Origin of the sequence: Streptomyces sp. NRRL S-118, assembly GCF_000716335.1 — a bacterium.
GTDB lineage: Bacteria > Actinomycetota > Actinomycetes > Streptomycetales > Streptomycetaceae > Streptomyces.
On the sequence record NZ_KL591006.1, the window covers coordinates 148,260 to 169,187 of the forward strand.

Below are 20,928 nucleotides of genomic sequence, written 5' to 3' on the forward strand. Positions count from 1 at the left end.
CGGGTCCCGGCGTGACGCCGGGACCCGGCGCCGGACACGCGGTCAGGTGCAGCAGTCGCAGCCGGGGCGGCAGCCACAGGCGTCCGTCCCGGTGCCGGCGGCCGAGGCCGCGCCGGCCGCGGCCGCAACGGCCGGGGGCGCGCAGCACCCTTTGCCCTGCCAGGCGTCGCGGCCTTCCTTGACGGCGATCGCGGCGATGACGAGGGCGGCGAGGGGGTCGGCCCAGGACCAGCCGAGAGTGGCGTTGAGAACCAGGCCGAGCAGGAGCACGGCCGACAGGTACGTGCACAGCAGGGTCTGCTGGGAGTCGGCGACGGCACTGGCCGAGCCCAGTTCACTGCCGGCGCGGCGCTGGGCGGCGGACAGGAACGGCATGACGGCGAGGGAGAGGGCGGCGATGACGATGCCGGGAACGGATCGTTCGGCCTCGCCGGTGCCGGTCAGCGCCCGGACGGCGTCGGTGGCGACGTACGCGGCGAGCGCGAGGAAGGAGACGGCGATGATCCGCAGTGCGCGCCGCTCGCGCGCCTCGCGGACGGCGTGGTCGCGCGCGGAGAACTGCCAGGCGACCGCGGCGGCGGAGGAGACCTCGATGACGGAGTCGAGGCCGAAGCCGATGAGGGCGGTGGAGGAGGCGCGGGTGCCGGCGACGAGGGCGACGATCGCCTCGATGACGTTGTAGGTGATGGTGGCCGCCACGAGCAGGCGTATCCGGCGGATGAGTGCCTCGCGGCGGGCCGGGGAGGGGCCGAGGGGCATGGGGTTCCCGGCGGTCATCAGCAACATCCCATCCCGCCGGCGTCCGGACAGGTGCGGTCGGTCTCCACGGCGACGACGGCGGTGCGCAGGTCGTCGAGGGCGCGGCCGAGGCGTTCGTCGGCGAGTTCGTAGCGGGTGCGGCGGCCGTCGGGCACGGTGACGACCAGCCCGCAGTCGCGCAGACATGCCAGGTGGTTGGAGAGCCGGGTACGGGAGACGCCGAGTACGTCGGCGAGGTCGGCGGGGTAGGCGGGGGCGTCGCGCAGCGCGAGCAGGATCCGGCAGCGGATCGGATCGGCGAGCGCGCGGCCGAACCGGGCCAGCACCTCGATGTCGGAGGCAGCAGTCAGCACTCCACGAGAGTACAGGCAAACCTGAATCCAGGAAATCCTGAACCGTCGGAGGCTCGGCCCCGGGTCCCGGGTCGCGGCGCCGGAAGCCGTGCAGAGGCTTGTGACCGGTATTCAGCCGCAGGTGTGCCGGCGGAGGTGCCTCACCCCGGGGAGGCGGAACCGGGAGTGCGCGGACCGGCTCGCCCTGCCCGGCGCGTCAGGAACGCCCGGTGCCCGCCGTCTCGTCGGTCCACGCGGCCTCGTCGGTCCACGTGGCCTCGAAGTACCGGACGCGGTCGTCCTGCCCGGCCGGCCGCATGCCGGCCGCCGTCATGACGCGCTGCGACGCGACGTTGTCGAGGTCGGCGTCGCCCTTCACCCGGGTGACACCGCGTGCCCGCGCGAACAGCAGCAGTTCCCGCAGGGCTTCGGAGGCGTACCCCCGCCCCCGCACCGACGGGATGAGGCCGTAGCCGATCGTGACACCGCCCTCCTCGTCCGGGGGCCCGTGGAAACCGATGCCACCGATCGCCAGCCCGTCCTCGCGGCGGCGGATCTCGTAATTGCCGAACGGCCGCGGATCGCCGGTGCTCGCGCAGGTGCTCAGGAAGCGCCCGGCGGCGGACACGTCACCGTCGGTGGGATATCCCGGCGCCCACCGGTCACCGTCGCCCGGCGCGCCGGCCACCACCCGCCCGGCTTCGCCGACGGTCATCGGATGCAGCACGAGCCGCGTGGTCACCAGATCGCCCATGGCAGGGAGGAGTATCACGCGCCACCACCGCACCGCACGCGCTTATTGCGCTCCTCAACCGCTCCGCGCGCCCCGCCTCAGCCGCTTCCACCCCAGGTACAGCACCGCCGCGCCGCCCAGCACCAGCGCCCCGACCGTCGCGTTCCCGCCACCCCCGTCGCCGCCGTCACCCTTGCCCCCGCGGCCCGCGGTGTCACCTCCGCCGGGCTCGCCGCCCGCCGGGGACGGCGTCCGCGACCGGGCGGGCGCGTCCTCGACCGCCACGCTCACGACCCCGCTGCGCTCCCCCTCCGAGCCGAACAGCATCGCCGAGCCGTCCGGTGTGTACGTCACCGACTCCGACTGCCCCTGGAACGGCGCGTTCACCGGCTCGTGCCGGCCGAGCCGCCCGTCCTCCCACGCGTACACCCGGGCGCTGAAGTAGCCGCGCAGCACCAGCCGCGTCCCGTCGGGCGAGAACGCGCCGTCCGTCACCCACGGCACCTCGCCGACGCGCCGGAACACGTTCGCGCCGCCCGCCGACAGCCGCGCGGGCCCCTCGTACAGCCCGCCCCCGTCCTCGTTCTTCGACGCGATGTACACCCGGCCCGTCCTCGGGTGCACCATCAGCGCCTCGGCGTTGCGCGGCCCGTCCGCGTACCGCACCACGTGCTGGGTGGCGTCCACCGTCTGGTCGCGCAGCCGCTCCGGCTCGCGGAAGCGGTAGATCCACACGTGGTCCCACGACCCGTCGAGGTTGTCCCCGATGTCCCCGACGTACACCGCGCCGTCCGGCCCGACCGAGATCGCCTCCATGTCGCGCGGCGTGCCGACCCCGCGCAGGGTTACCGTCGCCACCGTCCTTCCGGTGCGCGAGTCGACCGCGAACACCCGCGGCCCGTCCTGGTCGTTGTGCGTCCAGTAGACGCCCGGGTGGGCGCGGCTGGCGGCGAGACCGCTGGACTCGGTGATCCTGCCGTCCTCCAGGGTGAACCCGCCGTCCTCGGCCGCCGCCGGAGCCGCCGCGGACACCACACCCGCCACCACCAGGGCCGCCGCCCCCAGAGCCGTACGCCACGAAGCCATGCCCCCAGTGTCCATGGTCACATCGCACACCACCGTCCCGGTCGGGGATGATGGCCCCCATGCGCTTCATGTTCGTCGGCGACAGCCAAACCATCGGGCGCGCCGGCGACTACACCTGGCGCTACCGCATGTGGCAGCACCTCAACGCGACGTACGGCGGCCCGTACCGCATCGTCGGCCCCCGCACCGAGCTGTACGACACCACCGCCGACGCGCCCGTCTCCCACGACTACGGCGACCCGGACTTCCCCGACAGGGCGCGCCGCCACCTCGCCGGCTGGGGCGAGGGCTGGCTGCACATGGCGCCGCTGATCCGCGAGACGGTCGCCGCGACGAAGGCCGACGTCCTCCTGGTCGCCCTCGGGCTGATCGACCTCGGCTTCTACACCAACAGCGACCAGACCGCCGAGAACGCCCGCGCCTTCATCCGCGAGGCCCGCGCCGCCAATCCGCACGTCCGCGCCGTGCTGCTGCCCGTCATACCCAACGTCCGCGCCCGCGACGAGCCCGCCTTCGCCGCCGAGTGCGCCCGCTTCAACGAACTGCTGGCGAAGGCGGTCGCCGACCTCGACGAGCCCGCCTCCCCCCTGCTGCTGGCGACGCCCCCCGAGTCGTACGACCTCCACACCGACACCTACGACGGCACCCACCCCGGCCCGTCGGGCGAGCACAAGCTGGCCTCTGCCTTCGCGACGGCCATGCACCAGGCGTGGGACATGGGCGGCCCCTACGCGGGGCTCACCGGACGAGGCTCCCGGGGTCGATGACCTTGGTGTTCTGAGCGGCGGCGATGCGCCACACGCCGTCGTCCTTCGCCAGGACGTACATCGGCGTACCCGGCACGGCGTCGGGGTGGTCCGCCACCAGGGCCGCCGGGTCCTCGCTGCTCAGGAACACCTCGTCGAGCCGCTGCCCGCCCCTGGTGACCGGCCGCTGGCGCACCTTGACCGCCGCGATGTCCGGGCGGACGAACAGGATGTACTCCACCTCGAAGGTGGCCGTCACGTCGTGCGCGGCCGACCCCGGCAGCACCGTGCGGGTGAAGGCGCCGATCTCCTCCAGGCCGAACAGCCGCTTGCCGTGGCCGGTTGTCCAGATGGCGTCCTCGCGGAAGACGCTCAGGAAGTCCTCCGGCAGCGCCTTCTGCTGCGCCTCCTGGACCTGCCCCACCAGCGCGACGATGGCGTCCACGTCGGCCTGCGGAACCGTGACGCCTGTGACCTGGAAACCCATGATCCCTCCCTTTGACCTTCCCTCGTGGTGACCACAGCCTCCGACCTCAACCACGCTTGATGTCAAGCGCCTTGGGACGCCCACGGGGAGAAGCCCGGAACCCGTGCACGGGCTCCGGGCCGTGCGCACCGGCGCCGGAAGGAGTCACCGGCCCGCCCGTGCCTCATCCGCCGTCGCCGTGGTGTGGGCCGGGGACAGGGGGCCGGCCGGAACCAGTGGCGGTGGTTCCGGCCGCCCTCGCCGGATATGACGGGTCAGCCGTCGTACCGCTTGAGGTACAGCTGGTTGCCGCCCTCGTTGTACAGCCAGATCCGGTGGTTCTCGCCGAGGCCGATGAGCCGGGGGTTGTCGAACCGGTGCGGGGTGGTGGAGTCGGGGTTCACCGTGACGGTGACGCGCTCCAGGCACCAGCCGGGGTACTGACCCGCGGATACGAACCGGATGTAGGCCGGGTAGCGGTCCAGGTCATCGGTGTCGAGCTGCGGCTTGCGCGGGTCGTTGTACTCGGAGTTCTTGACGTTCGAACCCTCGCCGAGGACGTACGTGAACTGGGCCCCGCGCTCGAAGTCGTCACTGTCGCTGTCGAGGTTGAACTCCCGTCCCGCGATGCCGAGGTAGACGATTCCGTCGGTGTCGGCTGCGGGAACGTCGGCGGTGTAGAGGTACGCGGAGATCTTCGTGATGTCGGCCATATCACTGTTCCTTTTCGTCGTTGCCGGTACGAGATCCCCCGGCTCTCCGGGAGACGTGTCGGCCGGCCGGTGCGCCGAGAGCACGGCTGCCCTCAGCCGGTCACCGGACCGTCCGGGGAAGGGGCTTGGTGGTTCGCGGCACACGGCGTCGCGACCTGGCGGCAGTCCGCTGCTCGTACGGAGCTGCCGGCGGAGGGATCGAGCAACCCCACCGTGAATGTCCCCGAGGAGCACACGACGAAGCGGTATTGACAGGGCCACGCCACTAGTGCGATGAGCTGCGCCTACTGCCACCCGGCGGACCGGAACACGCCCGCGCGGACACCGGGTGCTCTCCGCGCACCTGATCACGCCTGCGCTCCGGCGCACGCTTGGCGATCTCGCCCCGCGGGGACAACGCAGGGGACGGGGATACGGGGGAACAACGGGGGTACGGCCATGTGGCCTGGTGTGCTCTATGGCGCGGCACTGGTGGTGGTGGCCGGCGCGCTCGCCCACCGCCTGGTCGTGGCGGCGGCGATCCGGCGGGAGACGCGGCGCGCGGTGCGGGTCCGCGAGGACCTGACGGCCCACGAGCTGGCCTTCCTGGCGGGCGGACCGCGACGCGTGGTGACCATCGCGCTGTACCGGATGAAGCGGCGGGGACTGCTAGCCGTCGCGGAGGACGGCACGGTCACCTTCCACGACGGCGCCGGCGCCTCCGGCACCGCGGACGCCGTCGAGAAGGCACTCGTCCAGGCCGCGGGCATCCACCGCTCCGAGAACCTCGGGAAGCTGGTGGCCCGGGCGGCCTCGACCCGCGCGGTGCAGTCGGTCGGCGACCGCCTGCAAACCGAGTCGGTGCTGGTCAGCCCGGCCCTGCTGCGCCGCCAGCACCGGGCACGGCGCCTCCTGCGGATCGCGGCCGTCCTGTCGCCCGCCCTCACGGCGGGCGAGCTCGCGCTCGGCTCGCCGCACCGCTGGTGGGCCGGGCTGCTGCTGTCCGCGATCGCCGCCGTACCGGCGTGGCTGCCGCGGCCGGTGCACGCCCGCGTGCCGGACGAGGTCCGCCGGAAGCTGAGCACCCTGCGGGCCGAGCGGAAACGCCCGCCCACGTCCCGGTCGGCCGACACCCTGACCGCACTGGCGGCCACCCCCGTCGGGGCCGTCGCCCTCGACGGCCTCGCCGCCTCGCGCGAACCGGAGTTCACGGCCCTCGTCACCCCCGAGACCTGGTCCGGCCGCCAGAGCCCCTTCGGCTCCGGCAGCGGCTCCCCCGGCTTCGGCGCCGCCTACTGGTGCGGCACCACTGCGGACTGGGGCGGCACCTCCTGCGCGGGCCCGGCGGGCTGCGGCGCGGGCGGCGGAGGCGGGGCCGCCTGCGGCGGGAGCGGTGGCGGTGGCGGGGGGTGCGGCGGGGGCGGGCCGTGAGGCGCTCCCTACCCGCGGGCGGCGGCCTCCTGCTCGACGAGGGCGCGCCAGGGGATGGCCCTGCGGCGTGCGGGCGGCGCGGCAGCGGCGGCCGTGCGGCAGCGGCCGCAGTGCGTCTCGTCGCCGAGGGGCCGGAAGTAGTGCTCGTCGCCCGGACCCGCGCACGCCACCGGACCCCTGACAGGCAGCGGCGGGGACGTCTCCGCGGGCGCCGGGAGCTTGGCGACGAGACGGTGGCGTACGAAGCCCACCGCCGAGCGGACCCCGTCGGCCGGGAGGCCCTGCGTCAGCGCCCGGTGCAGGTCCTTCGCCGTCAGGCCGCGCCGCAGCCACTCCGCCGCGGCATCGGCGAGGCCGCGTGCCTCCCGGACGCCCAGCAGCAGGCCGGGGTGCGTGTGCCGCAGGGAGAGCAGCACGCGTTCCGCCTGGGCGACCTCCGGCGCCCGGGAGGCCCCGGGTCCTTCGGGCCGCCCGGGCGCGTCAGCCGCGTCGGGGTCCTGGGGTGGGGGGTGGGGAGCGTTCTTCTCCTGGTCTTCTTCTACCGGAGGGGGGCCGCCGAGGCTCCGGGAAGCCGCTTCACCGACCGCCGGTTCCGGCGCACTCGGTGGCCCCTCGGGCGGGACACCGTGCCGCACCCTGCTCGCCTCCTCCCTCGTGAGGGTGACGTTCGAGCAGAGCTGGTCGGTGTTCCAGCGGCCCCGCCGGTCCTGCCACTGCCATTCGTGGAAGTACCCGCACTCCACCAGCAGTTGCTTGGCCCTCTGGTACGCGCGGGGCTTCATCCCGAGGTCGGTGGCGTGCTCACCGAGCGGCTTGCCGGCCTTGTGGTCCGGGAGCCCCTGGACGTGGATGAGCAGCAGCTTCGCGTCGCTGTTCAGACGCGGATGCCGTACGAGGTCGTGCGAGACCTTGGTGAAGCGCCGAAGCGGCGCGATAGCATGCCGAAGCATTTCTGGTGGACTGCCTCTCCACTGGTGATGAAGGTCCTCGGACGGTGTTGGCGCACCGCCGGGGACCGCCCCATGTGTACACACGGAGCGTGATGACGCGGTCACCGTACAGCACGGAGCACCGTTTCGTACAACAAGTCCGGTTCCACGAAGGGGCTTTCCTCGGTGGGCCGCGATCTCCAGTCCAGCGGCCACGTCAGCCCGTCCAGCGCGGGCACTCCCACGAACGCGGCACTGCGCCCGCTGCGGCTCAGCGCCCGCGCTCCCGCCGGCCAGGAGTAGGCGGCGGCGGTCTGCGGCGGCAGCAGGAAGTAGAGGTTCTGCTCCCCGGCCAGCTCCCGGACGATCGGCCCGGCCTCGAAGTGCGTGAACTGCATGAGCTCGTAGGCCACTTCCTCCCCGAGCATCCCGCCGATGCGGACGGCGTCGAAGTGGATGCCCGCATGCCGCAGGGCATGCCCGGCCGCCGGAACCCAGGACGGCACCGTGTCAAGTGAATTGCGCGGATTCATGCGGCCAGCTTTGCGGTCCGGCTCTACTGTGACCAGCGCCACAAGCTGTTTGTGCCGCGCTGTGCACCTGGGGAGGACGGGCGTGAACATCGGGAACAACGGCACTCCGGGCGCCGCGAAGGCGTTCGGCAGACTGCTCCGCTTCCACCGCGAACGAGCGAAGGTCTCACAGGAGTCGCTGGGCAGGCATACGGGTTATTCCAAGTCCCAGGTGGCCATGATCGAGCGCGGCGAGCGCCGCCCGCGGGGCACCTTCGTGGAGCTCGCGGATGATCTCGTGGGTGCACAAGGTGCACTGCTGGAGGTGGCGAAGGAGCTGAAGGCGAGCGGTGTGGCGGCGTGGTTCGAGGATTACCTGGAGGAGGAGGCCAAGGCGGCGGCCATCCATAAGTACGAGAACCACGTGATTCCCGGCTTGCTGCAGACAGAGCCGTATGCGCGGGCAGTCTTCGGCTCCCACTGCCCGGCGCTGGACGATGACGAGATCGACGCGATGGTCGCCGCTCGGCTGGCCCGCCAGAAACTCCTCCACCGCAAGCCCACCGCCCTGGTCAGCTTCGTGATGGAGCAAAGCGTGCTCACACGGCCACTGGGCGGCGTGGCGGTCCTCAAGGACAACCTGCTGCACATCCTCGAAGTCGGACGACTACGAAACATCGAGATTCAGGTGATGCCGACCAACCGGAAGACCCACGCGGGACTCGACGGTTCCTTCGCCCTGCTGGAAACGGCCGAGCGGCGCGGCCAACTGGCCTACATCGAGGGACAGAGCGGGCGCTACTTTCTCAGCGAACAACCGGACCTCGGTGACGTGTTCGCACGCTATGGCATTCTGCGGGCACAGGCACTCAGCCCGGAGGACTCCGCCAAACTCATCGAACAGGTGGCATGCGAGCTATGAGCACCAACCTCGACTGGTTCAAGAGCAGCTACAGCGGCAGCCAAGGCGGCGACTGCGTCGAAGTAGCCTTCGCCTGGACGAAGTCCTCGTACAGCGGCGACCAGGGCGGCGACTGCGTCGAGGTCGCCGCCTGCCCCCACACCGTCCACGTCCGGGACTCCAAGGACATCACCCGCCCCGCCCTCACCCTCTCCCCCGCCGCCTGGACCGCACTCCTGGAGAACCTCCGGTAGGTCGCGAAGAAGGAGCTGCCGGTCGCCTCGTCACGCCTCGTCGGCCCACACAGGCGTACCGTCGGCCTGCACGTGCAGGGTCGGCGAGTGTTCGCGGTATCCCCACCGAGGTGAGCCGTCGGGCACCACCCAGACCCGGGCCTGGTACGCCTGCGCCGGTGCCGGCGCGACGGCGCACGCGTCCAGTGGGCTGGTTCTGGTCGCCCCGGCGCCGACGGTGACCGTCGCCGACGTGCCCCACGGCCCGGGACAGGTCTGCTCCACCGCGGCCTGGACGTAAGCGAGCTTCGCCCTGACGGTGACCGGTCGGGCCGAGGTGTTCGTGAGCTGCACCAGGAAGGACATGGTCCCGTCCTCGGCGGCCAAAGTGCACGGCGTCCACGACACCGCACCCGCGCTGCGGGCCTTTCCGCACCGGTGGTCGCCCTGCACGCCGCCCGGCCCGCGGGAAGCCGTACGACCCGGGACGGAGACGCCCGGGCCCTGCGCGCTCGGCGCGGCCCGTGCGTCCGGGGGCTTCCCGGCGGAGGCGGACTCGCCGCCGTCCGGCCACATGAATGCCCCTGCCGACCCGGCCGCCACCACGGCCGACGCCGCTCCGGCCCAGAGCCACCGGTGATTCCGGTACCGTCGCCGCCCGGTCACCGGCTCGGCGGTCTCGACGGGCGCGGCCTGATCGGTGGGGCCGGGCTGCCCCGGGGGTTCCGCCCGTTCGACGGGCGGCACGGTGATGCTCGTCAGGACGCGGTTCCGCCATCCCGGCCCGCCGACGTCCCTCAGGTCGCGCGCCAGGTGGGCGATCTCCCGGCCGATCCGCGGAAGCTGCCGGGCACTCCGGGGCGCCTTCTCCGCCAGCGCCCGAGCGAGGGCATCGCAGTCCTCCTCGCTGGGCAGCCGGTTGTGCTTGGTGCCGGGCAGCAGCTGCTCACGGCCCTTCAGCCAGTACGACAGCAGCGCCTCGTCGATCTTCTTGCGGGACTGGCGGCCGGACGTCCGCCGCTCCGCCTCCAGCGCGGCCACCAGTGCCTTGCGCGTCGGCCTGCCCTGGGCGGTCGGCTCCCCCACGCACGCCTGCCACGCGTCGAGCGCCTGCGCGAGACGGTGTGCCAGATCGGCGAACGACTCCGCCTGATCCCCCATCAACGGCTCCCTTCCGAGGGCCATTTCCTTGCGGTGCAACCGGGAAGCAGCAGGCTACGGAGGGTGCGAGTTGCGCTGCAAATCCTCGCTCCACTTGCACTGGTGATCTCCCGTTCCGGCTGCGCCACATTCGGTTGCAGCGGCACGGACCCCCGGCCGCCGCCCCCTCGCCGGGGCCCGAGGAGAACAGGGGAACCACCACCATGAGCAGGATCAAGAGCGCCCTCGCGACGACCGCGGCCGCGGCCGTGCTCGCCACCGGGACCCTCACCACGCTGTCCACGCCCGCCGAGGCGGCCGCGGGTGGCCGGGTGTGCCTCGTACTGGCGCCCAACTCCGTCGACGTGGACGGGGGCGGGAAGCTCCGGCCGCTCGGCCACATCGGCTGGGCCTTCCGCAACAGCAGCAAGACCTGGACCTACGGCGCCACCGAAGGCGACACCGGTGAGCGCAAGAACACCTTCATCGCGACCGGCTCCTGGAACCGGATGCTCCAGAACTTCAAGGCCAGGCACACCGGCAAGAAGCGCTACGTGAAGTACCGGTGCCTCGGCACGCCGTCCGCCAACGCGGCCAAGGCACAGCGGGCGGCCCGTACCAGCGCGACCAACGGCTACAACCTGGCCCGCAACAACTGCCTGACCAAGAGCGTCGACATCTTCCACGCCTACAGCCCCTGGCTCAACAACAGCCGCCGTCTGCCCGACCCCAAGCCGTACGGCGTGTCCCTGACCCCCAACCACTACTACAACAAGCTCCTGCCCAAGGCCGGGTGGAGCGGCACCGTCAACCTGTGACGGGCCCGGCCCGCGACGCCCCTCCCCGCCGACGACCAGTGACGAAAGAGGACTCACCATGTGGAACAAGTGCCAGCGCTGCAACGGCAACGGAAAGTGCACCACCTGCGACGGATCCGGTTACCGGGGTGTGTGGAAGTGCGACAGCTGCCGCGGGAGCGGCGACTGCAAGGCATGCGACGGCCGCGGCTGACCGCATGAGCACCGCAGGGTGAGCCGACCCTGCTCCCGGTGAGGGCTCCGCCACCCGGCACGAGCCCTCACCACGCCGAAGGGCCAGAGGCGGCACTCGTGGGTCGGTACCTGCCGGCGTGATCGAAGACGACCTTCCCCGACTGGACCGTCACCGATGACACACCTGTTGTCGTTGAACACTTCTCCCTGGTGGACTGAGAAGGGTTTTCCGGGTCGAACGCCTGGCCATGAGGGTCCTGAGTCCCCAGGTGAGACGGGTCTCGCAGACGCGTCGTCCCCCTTCGCCGGGCCCGCTGAAGCGCCCGCCGGTGCAACGACCTCACACGTTCAGTCCGACAGGGGACGCAGCCGGCCGCTCCAACGCCCGGCGTCGGTCTCGGCGGGCTTCGTCAAGCGGACGCCGAAGGCGTTCTCCACCAGCCCCAGGACGCTGTGCAGGGGTGCCACCCGGCCAGGCACGAGCCCGAGGGGTCCCATGATGTCGTCGAGCCTTGCCGGGTCCTGCCCCACCGGTTCGATCGCCTGGAGCGTATGGAAGTCGACGATGATCCCGCCGCCCACCGCATACTTGAACCAGTGCATCGGCTTCTCGTTGTAGTGCAGCACGACCGCTTCGGTCCCCGCGGAGACAGCGCCGAGGATCCGCTCGTCGAGTCCATGCGTCCCGCCCTGCTCCCAGGCCCACGTCCAGGGCCCGTCGACACCCGTGGTGACGACGGGTTCCTCGTCGTCGTAGAGGTCGTCGTCGAAGTCCTCCGACAAATCCATGTCGTCGCGAAGCGCCAGGGTCGTCGGATCCACCCCCATGCGGGTCAGCAGCTCCTCAGGACGCAGATCCCGCACGAAGGTCAGCGTGTAGAAGGGAAAGTCCCCCTCCCGGAGCACGTCCAGGCCGCGGTGCGCATCGATGCTCGTCATGCGGCGGATGCTGCCACGCCTCACTGACACCCTTCCAGGCGGTGTTCAAGAAGCCGCACACCCTGGGCATGCGCGCCGGCCCACCGGCGAGGCGGGCGTCATTCCCTCTTCCATGGCCGGAGCTTCTCCGGGTTGAGCACGGCCCAGATCCGCCGGATCCTGCCGTCCGCGATGTCGAACGCGTACACCGACACGACGGCTCCGTCCAGGTGGGCGGCCAGACCAGGCTCACCGTTGACCGTGCACTCCCTGACCGCCAGCCGACCCGGGCGGGTCCGGCCGGCGAAGAAGCGGGCGATCCGCTCGGCACCCTCGATCGGGTGGGGCAGTGCCGTGACGAGCCCGCCACCGTCCCCGACGGCGGTGGCGTCCGGGTCGAGCAGGCCGATGAGGGCGTTGATGTCCTTGGCCTGCCACGCCAGCCTGAACTCCTTGACGACACGGGCCCGCTGGGCCGTCGGCGACAAGGGAGCCCGCGAGGCGCTGACGCGGCGGCGGGCCGAGGTCGCCAGCTGGCGGCAGGCCGCCGGGGTGCGGCCGACGATGTCGGCCACTTCGGAGAAGGGGTAGCGGAAGACGTCGTGGAGGACGAACGCCACGCGCTCCGCCGGGGTCATCGCCTCCAGCACGACGAGGAAGGCCATACTGACCGACTCGTCGAGCGTGACGCGATCGGCCGGATCGGCCGTGCTGTCGTCCATCGCGCCGGCGGGCCGATCGGTGCGCGCGGGCAGCGGCTCGGGGACCCATTCCCCCACGTAACGCTCCCGCCGCACCCTTGCCGAGCGGAGCACGTCGAGGCAGATACGGCCGGCGACCTTGGTCAGCCACCCCCCGGGGGACGCCACCGCCTCCTGCTGCCGCCGGGACATCGCGTACCAGCGGGCGTACGTCTCCTGAACGACGTCCTCGGCCTCGGCCAGGGAACCCAGCATCCGGTAGGCGAGGTTGATCAGCCGGCGGCGTTCACCCGTGAGCGCGCTCGGCGTCGGGTCGAGTCGGCCGTCCTGCGGCGCGGTCGAACTGGGCGTCATGGTCCTGAGGCTCCCTCGGTCGGATCTTCCCTCACCTCCATGACGAGGCAGCGCCCCGGAATGTGAGATCGGCGCACCGCCTCACATTCCCCCGGGCCGCCGGACGGACGGTGGGACATGCTGGAGCGGTTGCTGACGCGCGCTTCAGCTCCCGGCCTGCCCGCCGCGGAACACCTCCCTGACGAGCCTGTCCAGTGCCGCCGGGAACACCTCGGCCGGGTTCACCGCTGCGTCGCCGGTGGTCAGCCCCGCGGTCAGGGTCCTGCGGCCGTCCGGCGTGCTGTACATCAGCGCCCCGTAGCCCCCGGGAGCACCGCCGTTGTGGTGGTGGACGGTGCCGCCGCAGTCCGGGCCGAGGTCCTGCACGAACAGCCCGAGGCCGTATCCGAGCGGCCCGTGCGGCGTGCACATCTCGGCCAGCAGCGGGGCCGGCAGGAGCTTGCCGCCGTTCAGTGCGGAGAAGAACGTGTGGAGATCCCGGGTGGTGGAGATCATGCCGCCGGCCGCGAGCAGCATGGAGAGGTTCTGGCGGGAGACGTCGACCACCTTCCAGTCGTCCCCGTCCTGGTAGCGGTAGTAGCCGTGGGCGTGCGGCTCGGGGAGCTCCGTGGTGTCGCCCGCCAGCACGGTGTCCCGCAGCCCCAGCGGTTGCAGGATCCGCCGCTGCATCTCCTCGCCGTAGGTGCTGCCGGTCAGTTGCTCGATCAGCAGCGCGGCCAGGGTGTAGTTGGTGTTGGAGTAGCTGAAGCCCGTGCCCGGCTCGAACCGCGCCGGCCTGGACAGTGCCAGCCGTACCAGCTCCTGCGGCCGGTAGGCGCGCAGCCGGTTGTCCACCCACTCCTTCCCCGTGGCGGGGATCCCCGGCGCGAACGTCCCGTCCTCGCCGTACTCGCCGGTGTAGTTGAACAGTCCGCTGGTGTGCTGGAGCAGCATCCGCACGGTGATCCGCGGGTCCAGCCCGAGCTCGGGCAGGTGGTCGGCCACCGGGCCGTCCAGCCCGATCCTTCCCTCGTGCACCAGTTGCAGCACTGCGGTCGCGGTGAAGGTCTTGGCGACGCTGCCCGCCCAGAACCGTCCGTCCGTCGGCGGTTCGGCGGTCTCGCCCAGCTTGCGCACACCGGCGCTGCCGACCCACTCACCCCGCTCGTCGTGCACACGCATCTGTATGCCGGCGAAGCCGGCGTCGACGAACGCCTCGATGGCCTTCTGCAGTTCCGGGCGGTCCGAACCGGACATGGTCGGGTTGGTCATGGGAAGTGCCCCTCACAGGCTGTGGGCGGCGATGTCGCCATGTCCGCCCGTCGTTTCTGACACCGGAAACGCTACGTTGCCTTTATTGACTCAGCAAGACAGTTGTTGCGTCGTGCCGACGCATGTGCAGCTCATTTGCCACTTTTCATTGCAATGGTCTCATCAGCAACGCAACAGCCATGAGGCCGATCATTGCAATGGTTGGAAGGGAAAGCTATGGTGGGGGCACCACGGAGCACGAAGGAGACCACGATGCCGGGAGGCAGGCTCACCCAGCAGGAACGCCAGCAGATCGCGCTGGGACTGGCCGACGGCCTCGCGTACGCGGAGATCGCCCGGCGCCTTGACCGCCCGACCTCGACGGTCACGCGTGAGGTCATGCGCAACGGCGGCCCCACCGCTTACCGCGCGGACCTGGCCCACCGCGCCACCGAACGCCGCGCCCACCGGCGCAGGAAGGTCGCGTCGCGGGATCACAACACCCCCCCGCAGGCGCACGGACGCGACGCCGAAGCCGTACGCGAGTACGAGGAGACGTTCACCACCGTGTTCATGCAATCGGGCCTGCCGAAGATGACGGCCCGCGTGCTGGCCAGCCTCTTCACCACGGACGCCGGCAGCCTCACCGCCTCCGAACTCGCCGGGCACCTCCAGGTGAGCCCGGCATCCGTCTCCAAGGCGATCACGTTCCTCGAAAGCCAGGGCCTCATCCGCCGGGAACGCGACGAACGCCGTCGCGAACGCTATGTCGTCGACGACGACGTCATGTACCAGTCCACGATGGCCAGCGCCCGGTCCACCGCCCATCTCGGCGAGATCGCCCGGCAGGGTGTGAGCATCCTCGGGGCCGGCACCCCGGCCGCCACCCGACTGGAGAACATCGCCCGCTTCATCGACTTCGTGTCCGAGAGCATCGCCCGCGCCGCGGACCAGGCCCGCGAAATCCTCCACACGAGCTCCGCAGCGGCCTCGGACGACACCACCTGAGCCACCCCCGGTCCACAGGCCGACGCCCCGGCGACCACCGCCGGGGCGTCGGCCTGTTTCTGCATGCTCCTCCTCGCCGATGGACGTGCCGCACGTCGACCGCTCCGGCACATCACCCTCGCCGGCCCTCCACCCCCGCTCCATAGCGTTCACTCCCATCCCATTGCAACACACAGCGCGGGGCGTTGCATTGCTCCTTCAATCCGTTGCAACGTTTTCCTGCATTTGACCTGCTGTTATTCCTCACAGATGCAATGAGCTTGTTGCACTCCCATGGAAAGCTACGTAGCGTTTCCGGTGTCAGAAACAAACCGGCAAGCACTGGAGAACACCATGCAGCAGTTCGACACCCCGGCCCCGATCTCCACCGTCGTGGACATCCCCGCCGGACGCGTCCAGATCATCGCCGCCGACCGCGCCGACACCACCGTCGAGGTCCGGCCGGCCGACCCGGGCAAGAGCCGCGACGTCCGGTCCGCCGAGCAGACCACCGTGAGCTACGCGGACGGCGTCCTGCGGATCCGGACGACGAGCCCCGAGAGCCGGCTCCTCGGCCCCTCCGGATCCCTGGAGGTCACCGTCAAGCTGCCCGCCGGCTCCCACGTCGAGGGGAAGACCGCCAGCTCGGAGCTCCGCGTCGTCGGCCGCGTCGGTGACGTCGCATTCGAGGGCGCGTACCGCCGGATCAAGATCGACGAGGCGGCGAGCGTCCGCCTCACCGCGATCGACGGCGACGTCGAGGTCGGCCGGCTGGGCGGCCCCGCGGAGATCAGCACCGCGCGGGGCGACATCCGGATCAGCGAGGCCGTGCGCGGCACGGTGGTGCTCAGCACCCAGTCCGGTGACATCTCGGTCGGCGCCGCCGCCGGCACCTCGGCCGCCCTGGACGCGGGCACCGGCCACGGCCGCATCAGCAACGCCCTCAAGAACGACGGCACAGCGGAACTCGACATCCGCGCCACCACCTCCCACGGCGACATCACCGCCCGCAGCCTCTGAGCCCACCTCCCGGACCGGAGCCCACCTCCCGGACCAGCACGACCGACACCACACATCACCAGGGGGAACACATGACGAAGAACAGCACGTCCTCGGCCGGTTCGGCGTGGACCGGCATGGTGCCGGTCGAGGACACGGCCCTCGCGGTCACCGACACGGGCGGTCCCGGTATCCCCGTGGTCTACCTGAACGGCCAGTTCGCCACCCAGGGGTACTGGCGGCGGGTCATCGCCGACCTGGGGGCGGGATGGCGGCACATCACCTACGACGAGCGCGCCCGCGGCAGGAAGTCGAAGCGTTCGGCGGACTACTCCTTCGAGGCCGCCGTCCGCGACGTCGACGCGGTCCTCGCGGCCCGGGGCGTGGACCGGGCGCTGGTGGTGGGCTGGTCCTACGGAGCGGTCGTCGCGGCGCACTGGGCCGACCGCAACCCTGACCGCGCCGTGGGCGCGGTCCTGGTCGACGGCGCCTTCCCGTACGACTGGCTCGACGAGGCCATGGAGAAGCGGATCCGGACGCTGTTCCGGCGGCTGAGCTGGGTCATGGCGCTGGCGCGCCCGACGGGCCTGGCCCCGCGCATGACCGCCGCACAGCAGGCCGAGAGCAACATCGAGCTCGGCAGGCTCAGCCGCGAGAGCGAGCTGGGCCCCGTGCTGGACGGCATCACCGTGCCGGTGCGGTACGTGGTCGCCTCGGGGACGTCCTTCGGAAGCCGCGGCGACGAGCAGGAACGGATCCGCGCCGGTCTGGACGCGGTGACCGCCCGCAACCCGCACATCGAGGTGAGCGCGAAGGTCCCCAGCAACCACGGTGCCCTGCTGCGCAAGGACCACCCGGCCATCGCCGGGGCCGTACGCGAGGTCGCCGCCCTCGACCGTGAGGGGCGCTGAGGAGGAAGGGGGCCGGCGCCCGCGGCCGGCGGCCGGGGTCAGCCCGTGAGGGCCGTCACGACCATGGCCGCCCCCGCCACGAACGGCACGGCCCCGACGCAGGCCAGCACCGCCGTACGCGCGAGGAACCCGGCCGTCGGCGGACGGCTCGCCCGCTCGGGGTGCTCGGGATCGTGGACGAGGGTGACCGGGCTGCCGGGCAGGGTGCCGGCGGAGAAGGCCCACTTCGTCACCACGGAGGGGACGCCCCTCATGGGCCGCCCGTCCACGGTGACGAAGTCCATCAGTTCCGTCCCGTCGATCCGGGTCGTGATGCCCCGGCCGACGAGAACAGTGTGCACCGCTGCTGCGCCGCCCCCGGTCGTCATGCGGAGGATGCTACGGGCCGGCCCGCCCGCGCAGCGGGTGGATCAGCAGCCGGGCCTGGCGACGGCGTTGTGCGTCGCGTCCTCGCCGACGCTGTTGGCCCACAGTCTGCCGTAGGCGATGATCTCGGCGCAGTGCACGGGGACGGTCGGGGCGAAGCACGCGCGGGCCTGGCCGCCCCGGAGCGTGTAGGCGCCGCCGAACATGCCGCCGCACTGGACCTCGTTCTCGACACCGGACCCGTACAGACCGTTGGAGTGGACCCTGGCCATGGGAAGGACGACGTCCTTCGTGCTGCGGTTGGACACGACCAGGACGGCCTGCGCCTTGCGGTTCCCCTTGACGATGCACGTCTGGAAGATGAGGTCCCGGGAGACCTTGTGGGGCTTGTCGTCCCCGCACTCCCAGTTGGAGGTGGCCTTGTAGGTCTGCCAGTCCGGTGCGGCGTGCGCCGGGATGGCCCCGGCGAAGACGAAGGATATGGCCGCCACCGCGGTGGCCGTCAGGTTGCGGGCACGCCGAGAGCGCATGTGCTGTTCCTTTGATGGGGGTTGAAGGACACGCACACCTTACGCGAGCAAGATCAACAAGTGCTCGTCCTTATCCCATACGTACGGCCCGTCCCGTGACGCGCGTGCGGTCGTCCTCCGGGGAGACGCCGATCAGCAGGTCGCTCGGGCGGCCCATGTCCTCGCCCTGCCGGATCGCGATCGTCATGGGGCCGGTGACCAGGCCCAGCGCGCGGAGGTAGCCGCCGAGCGCCGCGGCCGCCGCTCCGGTGGCCGGGTCCTCCACCACCCCGCCCACCGGGAAGGGGTTGCGGGCGTGGAAGCGCTCCGGGGACTCGCGCCACACCAGGTTCACGGTCGTCCAGCCATACTGCCGCATCACCGCGGCCAGGGCGTCGACGTCGTAGTCCAGGCCGGCGAGGCGCTCGCGGGAGGCGGCGGCCAGGATGAGGTGGTCGTTGCCGCCGAAGGCCACGTGCGGGGGCAGGGCAGGGTCGAGGTCGGCGGCCGGCCATCCCAAGGAGTGCAGAGTGGCGTCGAGTTCGCTGCTCGCGGCGGGCCGGCTGCGGGTCGGGACGCTGGTGAGCGTGGCCAGGACCGCGCCCTCGGCGTCCTCCGTCGTGATCACCGGGATCTCGCCCGCCGGAGTGTCGAGGAGGAGGTCACCGGCGCCGAGGCGCTCCGCGAGCGCGACGGACAGGGCGATGGTGGCGTGCCCGCAGAAGGCGACCTCCGCGAGGGGGCTGAAGTAGCGGACCTGGAAGCGTCGCGCCGCTTCGTCGCGGCGCGTCACGAACGCGGTCTCCGAGTACCCGATCTCCCCGGCGATCGCGAGCATCGCGGCGTCGTCGAGCCCGGAGGCGTCGAGGACGATCCCGGCGGGGTTGCCGCCGTCGGGGTCGGTGGTGAAGGCGGAGTATCGGAGGGCCTGGCTCGCTTCGGTGGTCATGGGCCCATGGTTCCGCGGGCCGGGCCATCGCGTCCAACGATGAAAACCGATCCCATCCATCGGGCTCCCGCATACCCTGGGAAACGTGGACACCCGCCTGCTGAACACCTTCACCACCCTCGCCCGGACGGGCAGCTTCACCGCCGCGGCCGCGGAACTGCACCTGGCGCAATCCACCGTCACCGTGCACATCCGCGCCCTGGAACGGGAGCTCGGGACCCGGCTCTTCGACCGCGTCCCCACCGGCGCGCTCCTCACCGAGACCGGGAGGCACCTGCTGGCCGAGGCCGAGAACGTCCTCGACGCCGTGGCCCGCCTGCGCGCCGGCTGCGACAGCGGCGGCGCCGTACGGGGACGGGTGGTGGTGGGCACCCCCGAGTCGCTGTGCGCCACCCGGCTGCCCGGCGTCATCGCGGCCCTGCGGACGCACCACCCCGAGGTCGACGTCCACCTCCACGCCGCCGGTACCGCGGAGTGCGTCGACGGCCTGCGGTCCGGACGCCTCGACCTGGCACTGCTGCTGGAGCACGAGGCCGGCTTCCCCGAGGTGACGGCCGAGCCGGTCACCCGCGAACCGCTGGCGCTGCTGTGCGCCGCCGGCCATCCGCTCGCCTCCCGGACGGAGGCGGTGTCCTGGGAGGACCTCGCGACGGAGAGCTTCTTCCTGCTGGAGCAGGGCTGCTCCTACAGCGACGAGCTGGAGCGGCGGCTGCTCGCCGTGCCCGGCGGCCGGCCGCGGCTGACGCGTTTCGGGAGCGTGGACGCGGCGCGCAACTGCGTCGCCGCCGGGCTCGGGCTGACCGTGCTGCCGCTGACGACGGTGGAGGAGCACCTGAGGTCGGGTCGCCTGGCGCGGATCCGCGGCCCGCACCTCGCCGACGTGCCGCTCCACCTGGCCCGGCACCGCAGGCGCTGGGTCGGACCGGCCGCGGAGGCGTTCACGCGGGAGGTGCGGCGGCAGATGTCCGGCTGAGGCGCGGCGGCCGGTGCCCCGCCCGGGGGCGGCACGCGGCCGGCTGAGGTGCGGCAGCGCTGCCCGCCCGGGGGCGGCGGCAGGCGTCCGGCGGGGAGGGCGGCCGGTGTGGACGGCTCGCCGTGATGCCGTTGCCCGCCGCCGAGGAGGCCGCCCGCGGTCCGGATCCTGCCGCCTGCCGGGGGAGACGGACGGATCCGTGGGAGTGGAGCGCGCCTCAGGAGCCCATCGCGTCGACCGCGTCCTTGGCCTCCTTCAGGCCCGCGCCCGTGATCTCGCGGTACTCCTTGATCGCTTCGATCTTCTTCCCCTGCCGCAGCAGTTCTCCGACCCGGCCGAGCCGAGGGTCGGCGTGCTCGATCCCCAGGTGGTCGAGGATGAGATCGACCTTCGTCTCGAGGCGGGCGAGGCGGCGATCGGTGCGCCTGAGCTTCTGTTCGAGGCCGGAGACGGCGAGGGCGACGCCGACGATGAGCAGCGCGATGAGTGCTATGTCCATGATCACCGATCCTAGGTCGCCCGTGGCGGTGACGGCCGTCGGAGGTGACCGGTTCAGGCCGCGCGGGTGAGGCGGTTGGCGAAGGTGGAGATCGTGTAGGTGCCGATGCCCATCACCACCTCCAGGGCGTGCTGGGGGGTGAACCCGTGGGCGAGGAAGGCGCGCAGGTCGTCGTCCGGCACGGCACCCGACGTCGCGTAGACGCAGGCGACGAACCGCCGTACCGCTTCGAGGCGTTCGTCGGGGAGGGGTGTGCCGTCGGTGAGGGCGGCGATCAGGGGCTCGGCGGCCCCGAGGGCGCGGAGTTTCGCCGAGTGCAGGTCGATGCAGACGTGGCAGGTGTTGCGGGTGGCGACGGCCATCACGACCACCTCGCGGGCGACGGGATCCAGCGTCGTGCGGTCGAACAGGGCCGTGAGATGCATGAAGCCGTTCAGCAGATGCGGCGAGGTGGCGAGGCGTGCCACGGCGGGCGGAAGGTGGCCCGCCCGGCGGGCGACGGCCTCCATCGTGGGACGCGCCTCGGGAGGAGCGGTTTCAAGGGTGTGGTCGACGAACACGGCGGCGGGCTCCGTAAAAT

Annotated in this window: 26 protein-coding genes; 9 read left to right on the forward strand and 17 right to left on the reverse strand. The window is 71.9% G+C overall.

All coding sequences use genetic code 11. From position 1 onward, the window contains the following. Positions 1-42 precede the first annotated feature (42 nt). From IH00_RS0113470 to IH00_RS0113485, 4 genes are all read right to left on the reverse strand, one after another. Positions 43-786, reverse strand: coding sequence for a cation efflux transmembrane domain-containing protein (locus tag IH00_RS0113470; RefSeq protein ID WP_420710873.1), 744 nt, complete (start codon positions 784-786; stop codon positions 43-45). Further along, a complete protein-coding gene (locus tag IH00_RS0113475; protein ID WP_031073110.1) occupies positions 777-1,112 on the reverse strand; it encodes an ArsR/SmtB family transcription factor in 336 nt (111 codons plus the stop codon). Before IH00_RS0113475 ends, IH00_RS0113470 begins: the two co-directional genes overlap by 10 nt. A gap of 196 nt (positions 1,113-1,308) precedes the next feature. Next, positions 1,309-1,845, reverse strand: a complete 537-nt coding sequence (locus tag IH00_RS0113480) for a GNAT family N-acetyltransferase (RefSeq protein WP_052411370.1) — start codon at positions 1,843-1,845, stop codon at positions 1,309-1,311. Positions 1,846-1,899: 54 nt separating this feature from the next. Continuing rightward, the gene (locus tag IH00_RS0113485; protein WP_031073114.1) at positions 1,900-2,910 is read right to left on the reverse strand and encodes an SdiA-regulated/phytase-like domain-containing protein; all 1,011 of its coding nucleotides are present in this window, start codon (positions 2,908-2,910) and stop codon (positions 1,900-1,902) included. Between the two features lie 59 nt (positions 2,911-2,969). On the opposite strand from IH00_RS0113485, the gene IH00_RS0113490 reads away from it, so the two are divergent. After that, complete coding sequence (locus tag IH00_RS0113490; RefSeq protein ID WP_031073115.1) at positions 2,970-3,677, forward strand: GDSL-type esterase/lipase family protein; 708 nt, start codon at positions 2,970-2,972, stop codon at positions 3,675-3,677. On the opposite strand, the gene IH00_RS0113495 is transcribed toward IH00_RS0113490, so the two are convergent. Both IH00_RS0113495 and IH00_RS0113500 read right to left on the reverse strand, forming a co-directional pair. Further along, positions 3,649-4,143, reverse strand: a complete 495-nt coding sequence (locus IH00_RS0113495; RefSeq protein WP_031073117.1) for an SgcJ/EcaC family oxidoreductase — start codon at positions 4,141-4,143, stop codon at positions 3,649-3,651. The two genes, IH00_RS0113490 and IH00_RS0113495, sit on opposite strands and share 29 nt — an antisense overlap. Positions 4,144-4,397: 254 nt before the next feature. Further along, entirely contained in the window at positions 4,398-4,835 is a 438-nt protein-coding gene (locus IH00_RS0113500; RefSeq protein ID WP_031073119.1) for a hypothetical protein, read from the reverse strand. Between the two features lie 450 nt (positions 4,836-5,285). Between IH00_RS0113500 and IH00_RS0113505 the strand changes: the two genes are divergently transcribed. Then, positions 5,286-6,245, forward strand: a complete 960-nt coding sequence (locus tag IH00_RS0113505) for a TIGR04222 domain-containing membrane protein (RefSeq protein WP_031073120.1) — start codon at positions 5,286-5,288, stop codon at positions 6,243-6,245. A gap of 8 nt (positions 6,246-6,253) precedes the next feature. Here IH00_RS0113505 and IH00_RS0113510 read toward each other — a convergent pair whose 3' ends face one another. Then, a complete protein-coding gene (locus IH00_RS0113510; RefSeq protein WP_031073122.1) occupies positions 6,254-7,195 on the reverse strand; it encodes a hypothetical protein in 942 nt (313 codons plus the stop codon). A gap of 101 nt (positions 7,196-7,296) precedes the next feature. Next, complete coding sequence (locus IH00_RS0113515) at positions 7,297-7,707, reverse strand: hypothetical protein (protein ID WP_031073123.1); 411 nt, start codon at positions 7,705-7,707, stop codon at positions 7,297-7,299. A gap of 82 nt (positions 7,708-7,789) precedes the next feature. On the opposite strand from IH00_RS0113515, the gene IH00_RS0113520 reads away from it, so the two are divergent. Together IH00_RS0113520 and IH00_RS0113525 are read left to right on the forward strand one after the other, a co-directional pair. Beyond that, complete coding sequence (locus tag IH00_RS0113520; protein WP_031073125.1) at positions 7,790-8,608, forward strand: helix-turn-helix domain-containing protein; 819 nt, start codon at positions 7,790-7,792, stop codon at positions 8,606-8,608. Then, positions 8,605-8,841: a DUF397 domain-containing protein gene (locus tag IH00_RS0113525; protein ID WP_031073127.1), complete on the forward strand. Its 237-nt coding sequence runs from the start codon at positions 8,605-8,607 to the stop codon at positions 8,839-8,841. Before IH00_RS0113520 ends, IH00_RS0113525 begins: the two co-directional genes overlap by 4 nt. A 30-nt stretch (positions 8,842-8,871) precedes the next feature. Here the strand turns inward: IH00_RS0113525 and IH00_RS0113530 are convergent, their stop codons facing one another. Beyond that, a complete protein-coding gene (locus IH00_RS0113530) occupies positions 8,872-9,981 on the reverse strand; it encodes a hypothetical protein (RefSeq protein ID WP_031073130.1) in 1,110 nt (369 codons plus the stop codon). Positions 9,982-10,184: 203 nt separating this feature from the next. Here IH00_RS0113530 and IH00_RS0113535 point away from each other — a divergent pair, with 203 nt between their 5' ends. After that, entirely contained in the window at positions 10,185-10,778 is a 594-nt protein-coding gene (locus IH00_RS0113535) for a hypothetical protein (protein WP_052411371.1), read from the forward strand. Between the two features lie 522 nt (positions 10,779-11,300). Here IH00_RS0113535 and IH00_RS37285 read toward each other — a convergent pair. The 3 genes from IH00_RS37285 to IH00_RS0113550 all read right to left on the reverse strand — a co-directional run bounded on the left by IH00_RS37285 (position 11,301) and on the right by IH00_RS0113550 (position 14,176). Then, on the reverse strand, positions 11,301-11,891 hold the full coding sequence (locus IH00_RS37285) for a DUF6461 domain-containing protein (protein ID WP_031073134.1): 591 nt from the start codon (positions 11,889-11,891) through the stop codon (positions 11,301-11,303). A 98-nt stretch (positions 11,892-11,989) separates the two neighbouring features. Beyond that, positions 11,990-12,925 carry an RNA polymerase sigma factor SigJ gene (gene sigJ / locus IH00_RS0113545; RefSeq protein ID WP_031073136.1) on the reverse strand — a complete coding sequence of 312 codons (936 nt, stop codon included), beginning with the start codon at positions 12,923-12,925 and terminating at the stop codon, positions 11,990-11,992. A gap of 144 nt (positions 12,926-13,069) precedes the next feature. Next, positions 13,070-14,176, reverse strand: coding sequence for a serine hydrolase domain-containing protein (locus IH00_RS0113550; protein WP_031073138.1), 1,107 nt, complete (start codon positions 14,174-14,176; stop codon positions 13,070-13,072). 252 nt (positions 14,177-14,428) lie between these two features. Here IH00_RS0113550 and IH00_RS0113555 point away from each other — a divergent pair, with 252 nt between their 5' ends. The 3 genes from IH00_RS0113555 (at position 14,429) to IH00_RS0113565 (ending at position 17,052) form a co-directional block, all read left to right on the forward strand. Further along, positions 14,429-15,163, forward strand: a complete 735-nt coding sequence (locus tag IH00_RS0113555) for a helix-turn-helix domain-containing protein (RefSeq protein WP_031073141.1) — start codon at positions 14,429-14,431, stop codon at positions 15,161-15,163. A 333-nt stretch (positions 15,164-15,496) separates the two neighbouring features. Continuing rightward, positions 15,497-16,162, forward strand: coding sequence for a DUF4097 family beta strand repeat-containing protein (locus IH00_RS0113560; RefSeq protein WP_031073143.1), 666 nt, complete (start codon positions 15,497-15,499; stop codon positions 16,160-16,162). A 71-nt stretch (positions 16,163-16,233) separates the two neighbouring features. Further along, the gene (locus IH00_RS0113565; protein WP_031073144.1) at positions 16,234-17,052 is read left to right on the forward strand and encodes an alpha/beta fold hydrolase; all 819 of its coding nucleotides are present in this window, start codon (positions 16,234-16,236) and stop codon (positions 17,050-17,052) included. Positions 17,053-17,090: 38 nt separating this feature from the next. On the opposite strand, the gene IH00_RS0113570 is transcribed toward IH00_RS0113565, so the two are convergent. The 3 genes from IH00_RS0113570 to IH00_RS0113580 all read right to left on the reverse strand — a co-directional run bounded on the left by IH00_RS0113570 (position 17,091) and on the right by IH00_RS0113580 (position 18,876). Then, the gene (locus IH00_RS0113570) at positions 17,091-17,420 is read right to left on the reverse strand and encodes a hypothetical protein (RefSeq protein ID WP_158827800.1); all 330 of its coding nucleotides are present in this window, start codon (positions 17,418-17,420) and stop codon (positions 17,091-17,093) included. 42 nt (positions 17,421-17,462) lie between these two features. Then, positions 17,463-17,948, reverse strand: coding sequence for a hypothetical protein (locus IH00_RS38920; RefSeq protein ID WP_052411372.1), 486 nt, complete (start codon positions 17,946-17,948; stop codon positions 17,463-17,465). 70 nt (positions 17,949-18,018) lie between these two features. Continuing rightward, positions 18,019-18,876 (reverse strand): PhzF family phenazine biosynthesis isomerase, encoded by an 858-nt coding sequence (locus IH00_RS0113580; RefSeq protein WP_031073147.1) that lies wholly within the window; start codon positions 18,874-18,876, stop codon positions 18,019-18,021. 85 nt (positions 18,877-18,961) lie between these two features. Between IH00_RS0113580 and IH00_RS0113585 the strand changes: the two genes are divergently transcribed. After that, a complete protein-coding gene (locus tag IH00_RS0113585; RefSeq protein ID WP_031073150.1) occupies positions 18,962-19,849 on the forward strand; it encodes a LysR family transcriptional regulator in 888 nt (295 codons plus the stop codon). Between the two features lie 217 nt (positions 19,850-20,066). On the opposite strand, the gene IH00_RS0113590 is transcribed toward IH00_RS0113585, so the two are convergent. Then, the gene (locus IH00_RS0113590; protein WP_031073153.1) at positions 20,067-20,348 is read right to left on the reverse strand and encodes a ribosomal protein L7/L12; all 282 of its coding nucleotides are present in this window, start codon (positions 20,346-20,348) and stop codon (positions 20,067-20,069) included. A 53-nt stretch (positions 20,349-20,401) separates the two neighbouring features. Beyond that, a complete protein-coding gene (locus IH00_RS0113595; protein WP_199819756.1) occupies positions 20,402-20,857 on the reverse strand; it encodes a carboxymuconolactone decarboxylase family protein in 456 nt (151 codons plus the stop codon). Between the last annotated feature and the right edge of the window lie 71 nt (positions 20,858-20,928).

Coding starts and splice junctions, on each gene's coding strand:
- IH00_RS0113470 (WP_420710873.1), bottom strand. CDS start 786: ATGTTGCTGATGACCGCCGGGAACCCCATGCCCCTCGGCCCCTCCCCG.
- IH00_RS0113480 (WP_052411370.1), bottom strand. CDS start 1,845: ATGGGCGATCTGGTGACCACGCGGCTCGTGCTGCATCCGATGACCGTC.
- IH00_RS0113485 (WP_031073114.1), bottom strand. CDS start 2,910: ATGGCTTCGTGGCGTACGGCTCTGGGGGCGGCGGCCCTGGTGGTGGCG.
- IH00_RS0113490 (WP_031073115.1), top strand. CDS start 2,970: ATGCGCTTCATGTTCGTCGGCGACAGCCAAACCATCGGGCGCGCCGGC.
- IH00_RS0113495 (WP_031073117.1), bottom strand. CDS start 4,143: ATGGGTTTCCAGGTCACAGGCGTCACGGTTCCGCAGGCCGACGTGGAC.
- IH00_RS0113500 (WP_031073119.1), bottom strand. CDS start 4,835: ATGGCCGACATCACGAAGATCTCCGCGTACCTCTACACCGCCGACGTT.
- IH00_RS0113510 (WP_031073122.1), bottom strand. CDS start 7,195: ATGCTTCGGCATGCTATCGCGCCGCTTCGGCGCTTCACCAAGGTCTCG.
- IH00_RS0113515 (WP_031073123.1), bottom strand. CDS start 7,707: ATGAATCCGCGCAATTCACTTGACACGGTGCCGTCCTGGGTTCCGGCG.
- IH00_RS0113525 (WP_031073127.1), top strand. CDS start 8,605: ATGAGCACCAACCTCGACTGGTTCAAGAGCAGCTACAGCGGCAGCCAA.
- IH00_RS0113530 (WP_031073130.1), bottom strand. CDS start 9,981: ATGGGGGATCAGGCGGAGTCGTTCGCCGATCTGGCACACCGTCTCGCG.
- IH00_RS0113535 (WP_052411371.1), top strand. CDS start 10,185: ATGAGCAGGATCAAGAGCGCCCTCGCGACGACCGCGGCCGCGGCCGTG.
- IH00_RS37285 (WP_031073134.1), bottom strand. CDS start 11,891: ATGACGAGCATCGATGCGCACCGCGGCCTGGACGTGCTCCGGGAGGGG.
- sigJ (WP_031073136.1), bottom strand. CDS start 12,925: ATGACGCCCAGTTCGACCGCGCCGCAGGACGGCCGACTCGACCCGACG.
- IH00_RS0113550 (WP_031073138.1), bottom strand. CDS start 14,176: ATGACCAACCCGACCATGTCCGGTTCGGACCGCCCGGAACTGCAGAAG.
- IH00_RS0113555 (WP_031073141.1), top strand. CDS start 14,429: ATGCCGGGAGGCAGGCTCACCCAGCAGGAACGCCAGCAGATCGCGCTG.
- IH00_RS0113560 (WP_031073143.1), top strand. CDS start 15,497: ATGCAGCAGTTCGACACCCCGGCCCCGATCTCCACCGTCGTGGACATC.
- IH00_RS0113565 (WP_031073144.1), top strand. CDS start 16,234: ATGACGAAGAACAGCACGTCCTCGGCCGGTTCGGCGTGGACCGGCATG.
- IH00_RS0113570 (WP_158827800.1), bottom strand. CDS start 17,420: ATGACGACCGGGGGCGGCGCAGCAGCGGTGCACACTGTTCTCGTCGGC.
- IH00_RS38920 (WP_052411372.1), bottom strand. CDS start 17,948: ATGCGCTCTCGGCGTGCCCGCAACCTGACGGCCACCGCGGTGGCGGCC.
- IH00_RS0113580 (WP_031073147.1), bottom strand. CDS start 18,876: ATGACCACCGAAGCGAGCCAGGCCCTCCGATACTCCGCCTTCACCACC.
- IH00_RS0113590 (WP_031073153.1), bottom strand. CDS start 20,348: ATGGACATAGCACTCATCGCGCTGCTCATCGTCGGCGTCGCCCTCGCC.
- IH00_RS0113595 (WP_199819756.1), bottom strand. CDS start 20,857: ATGGAGGCCGTCGCCCGCCGGGCGGGCCACCTTCCGCCCGCCGTGGCA.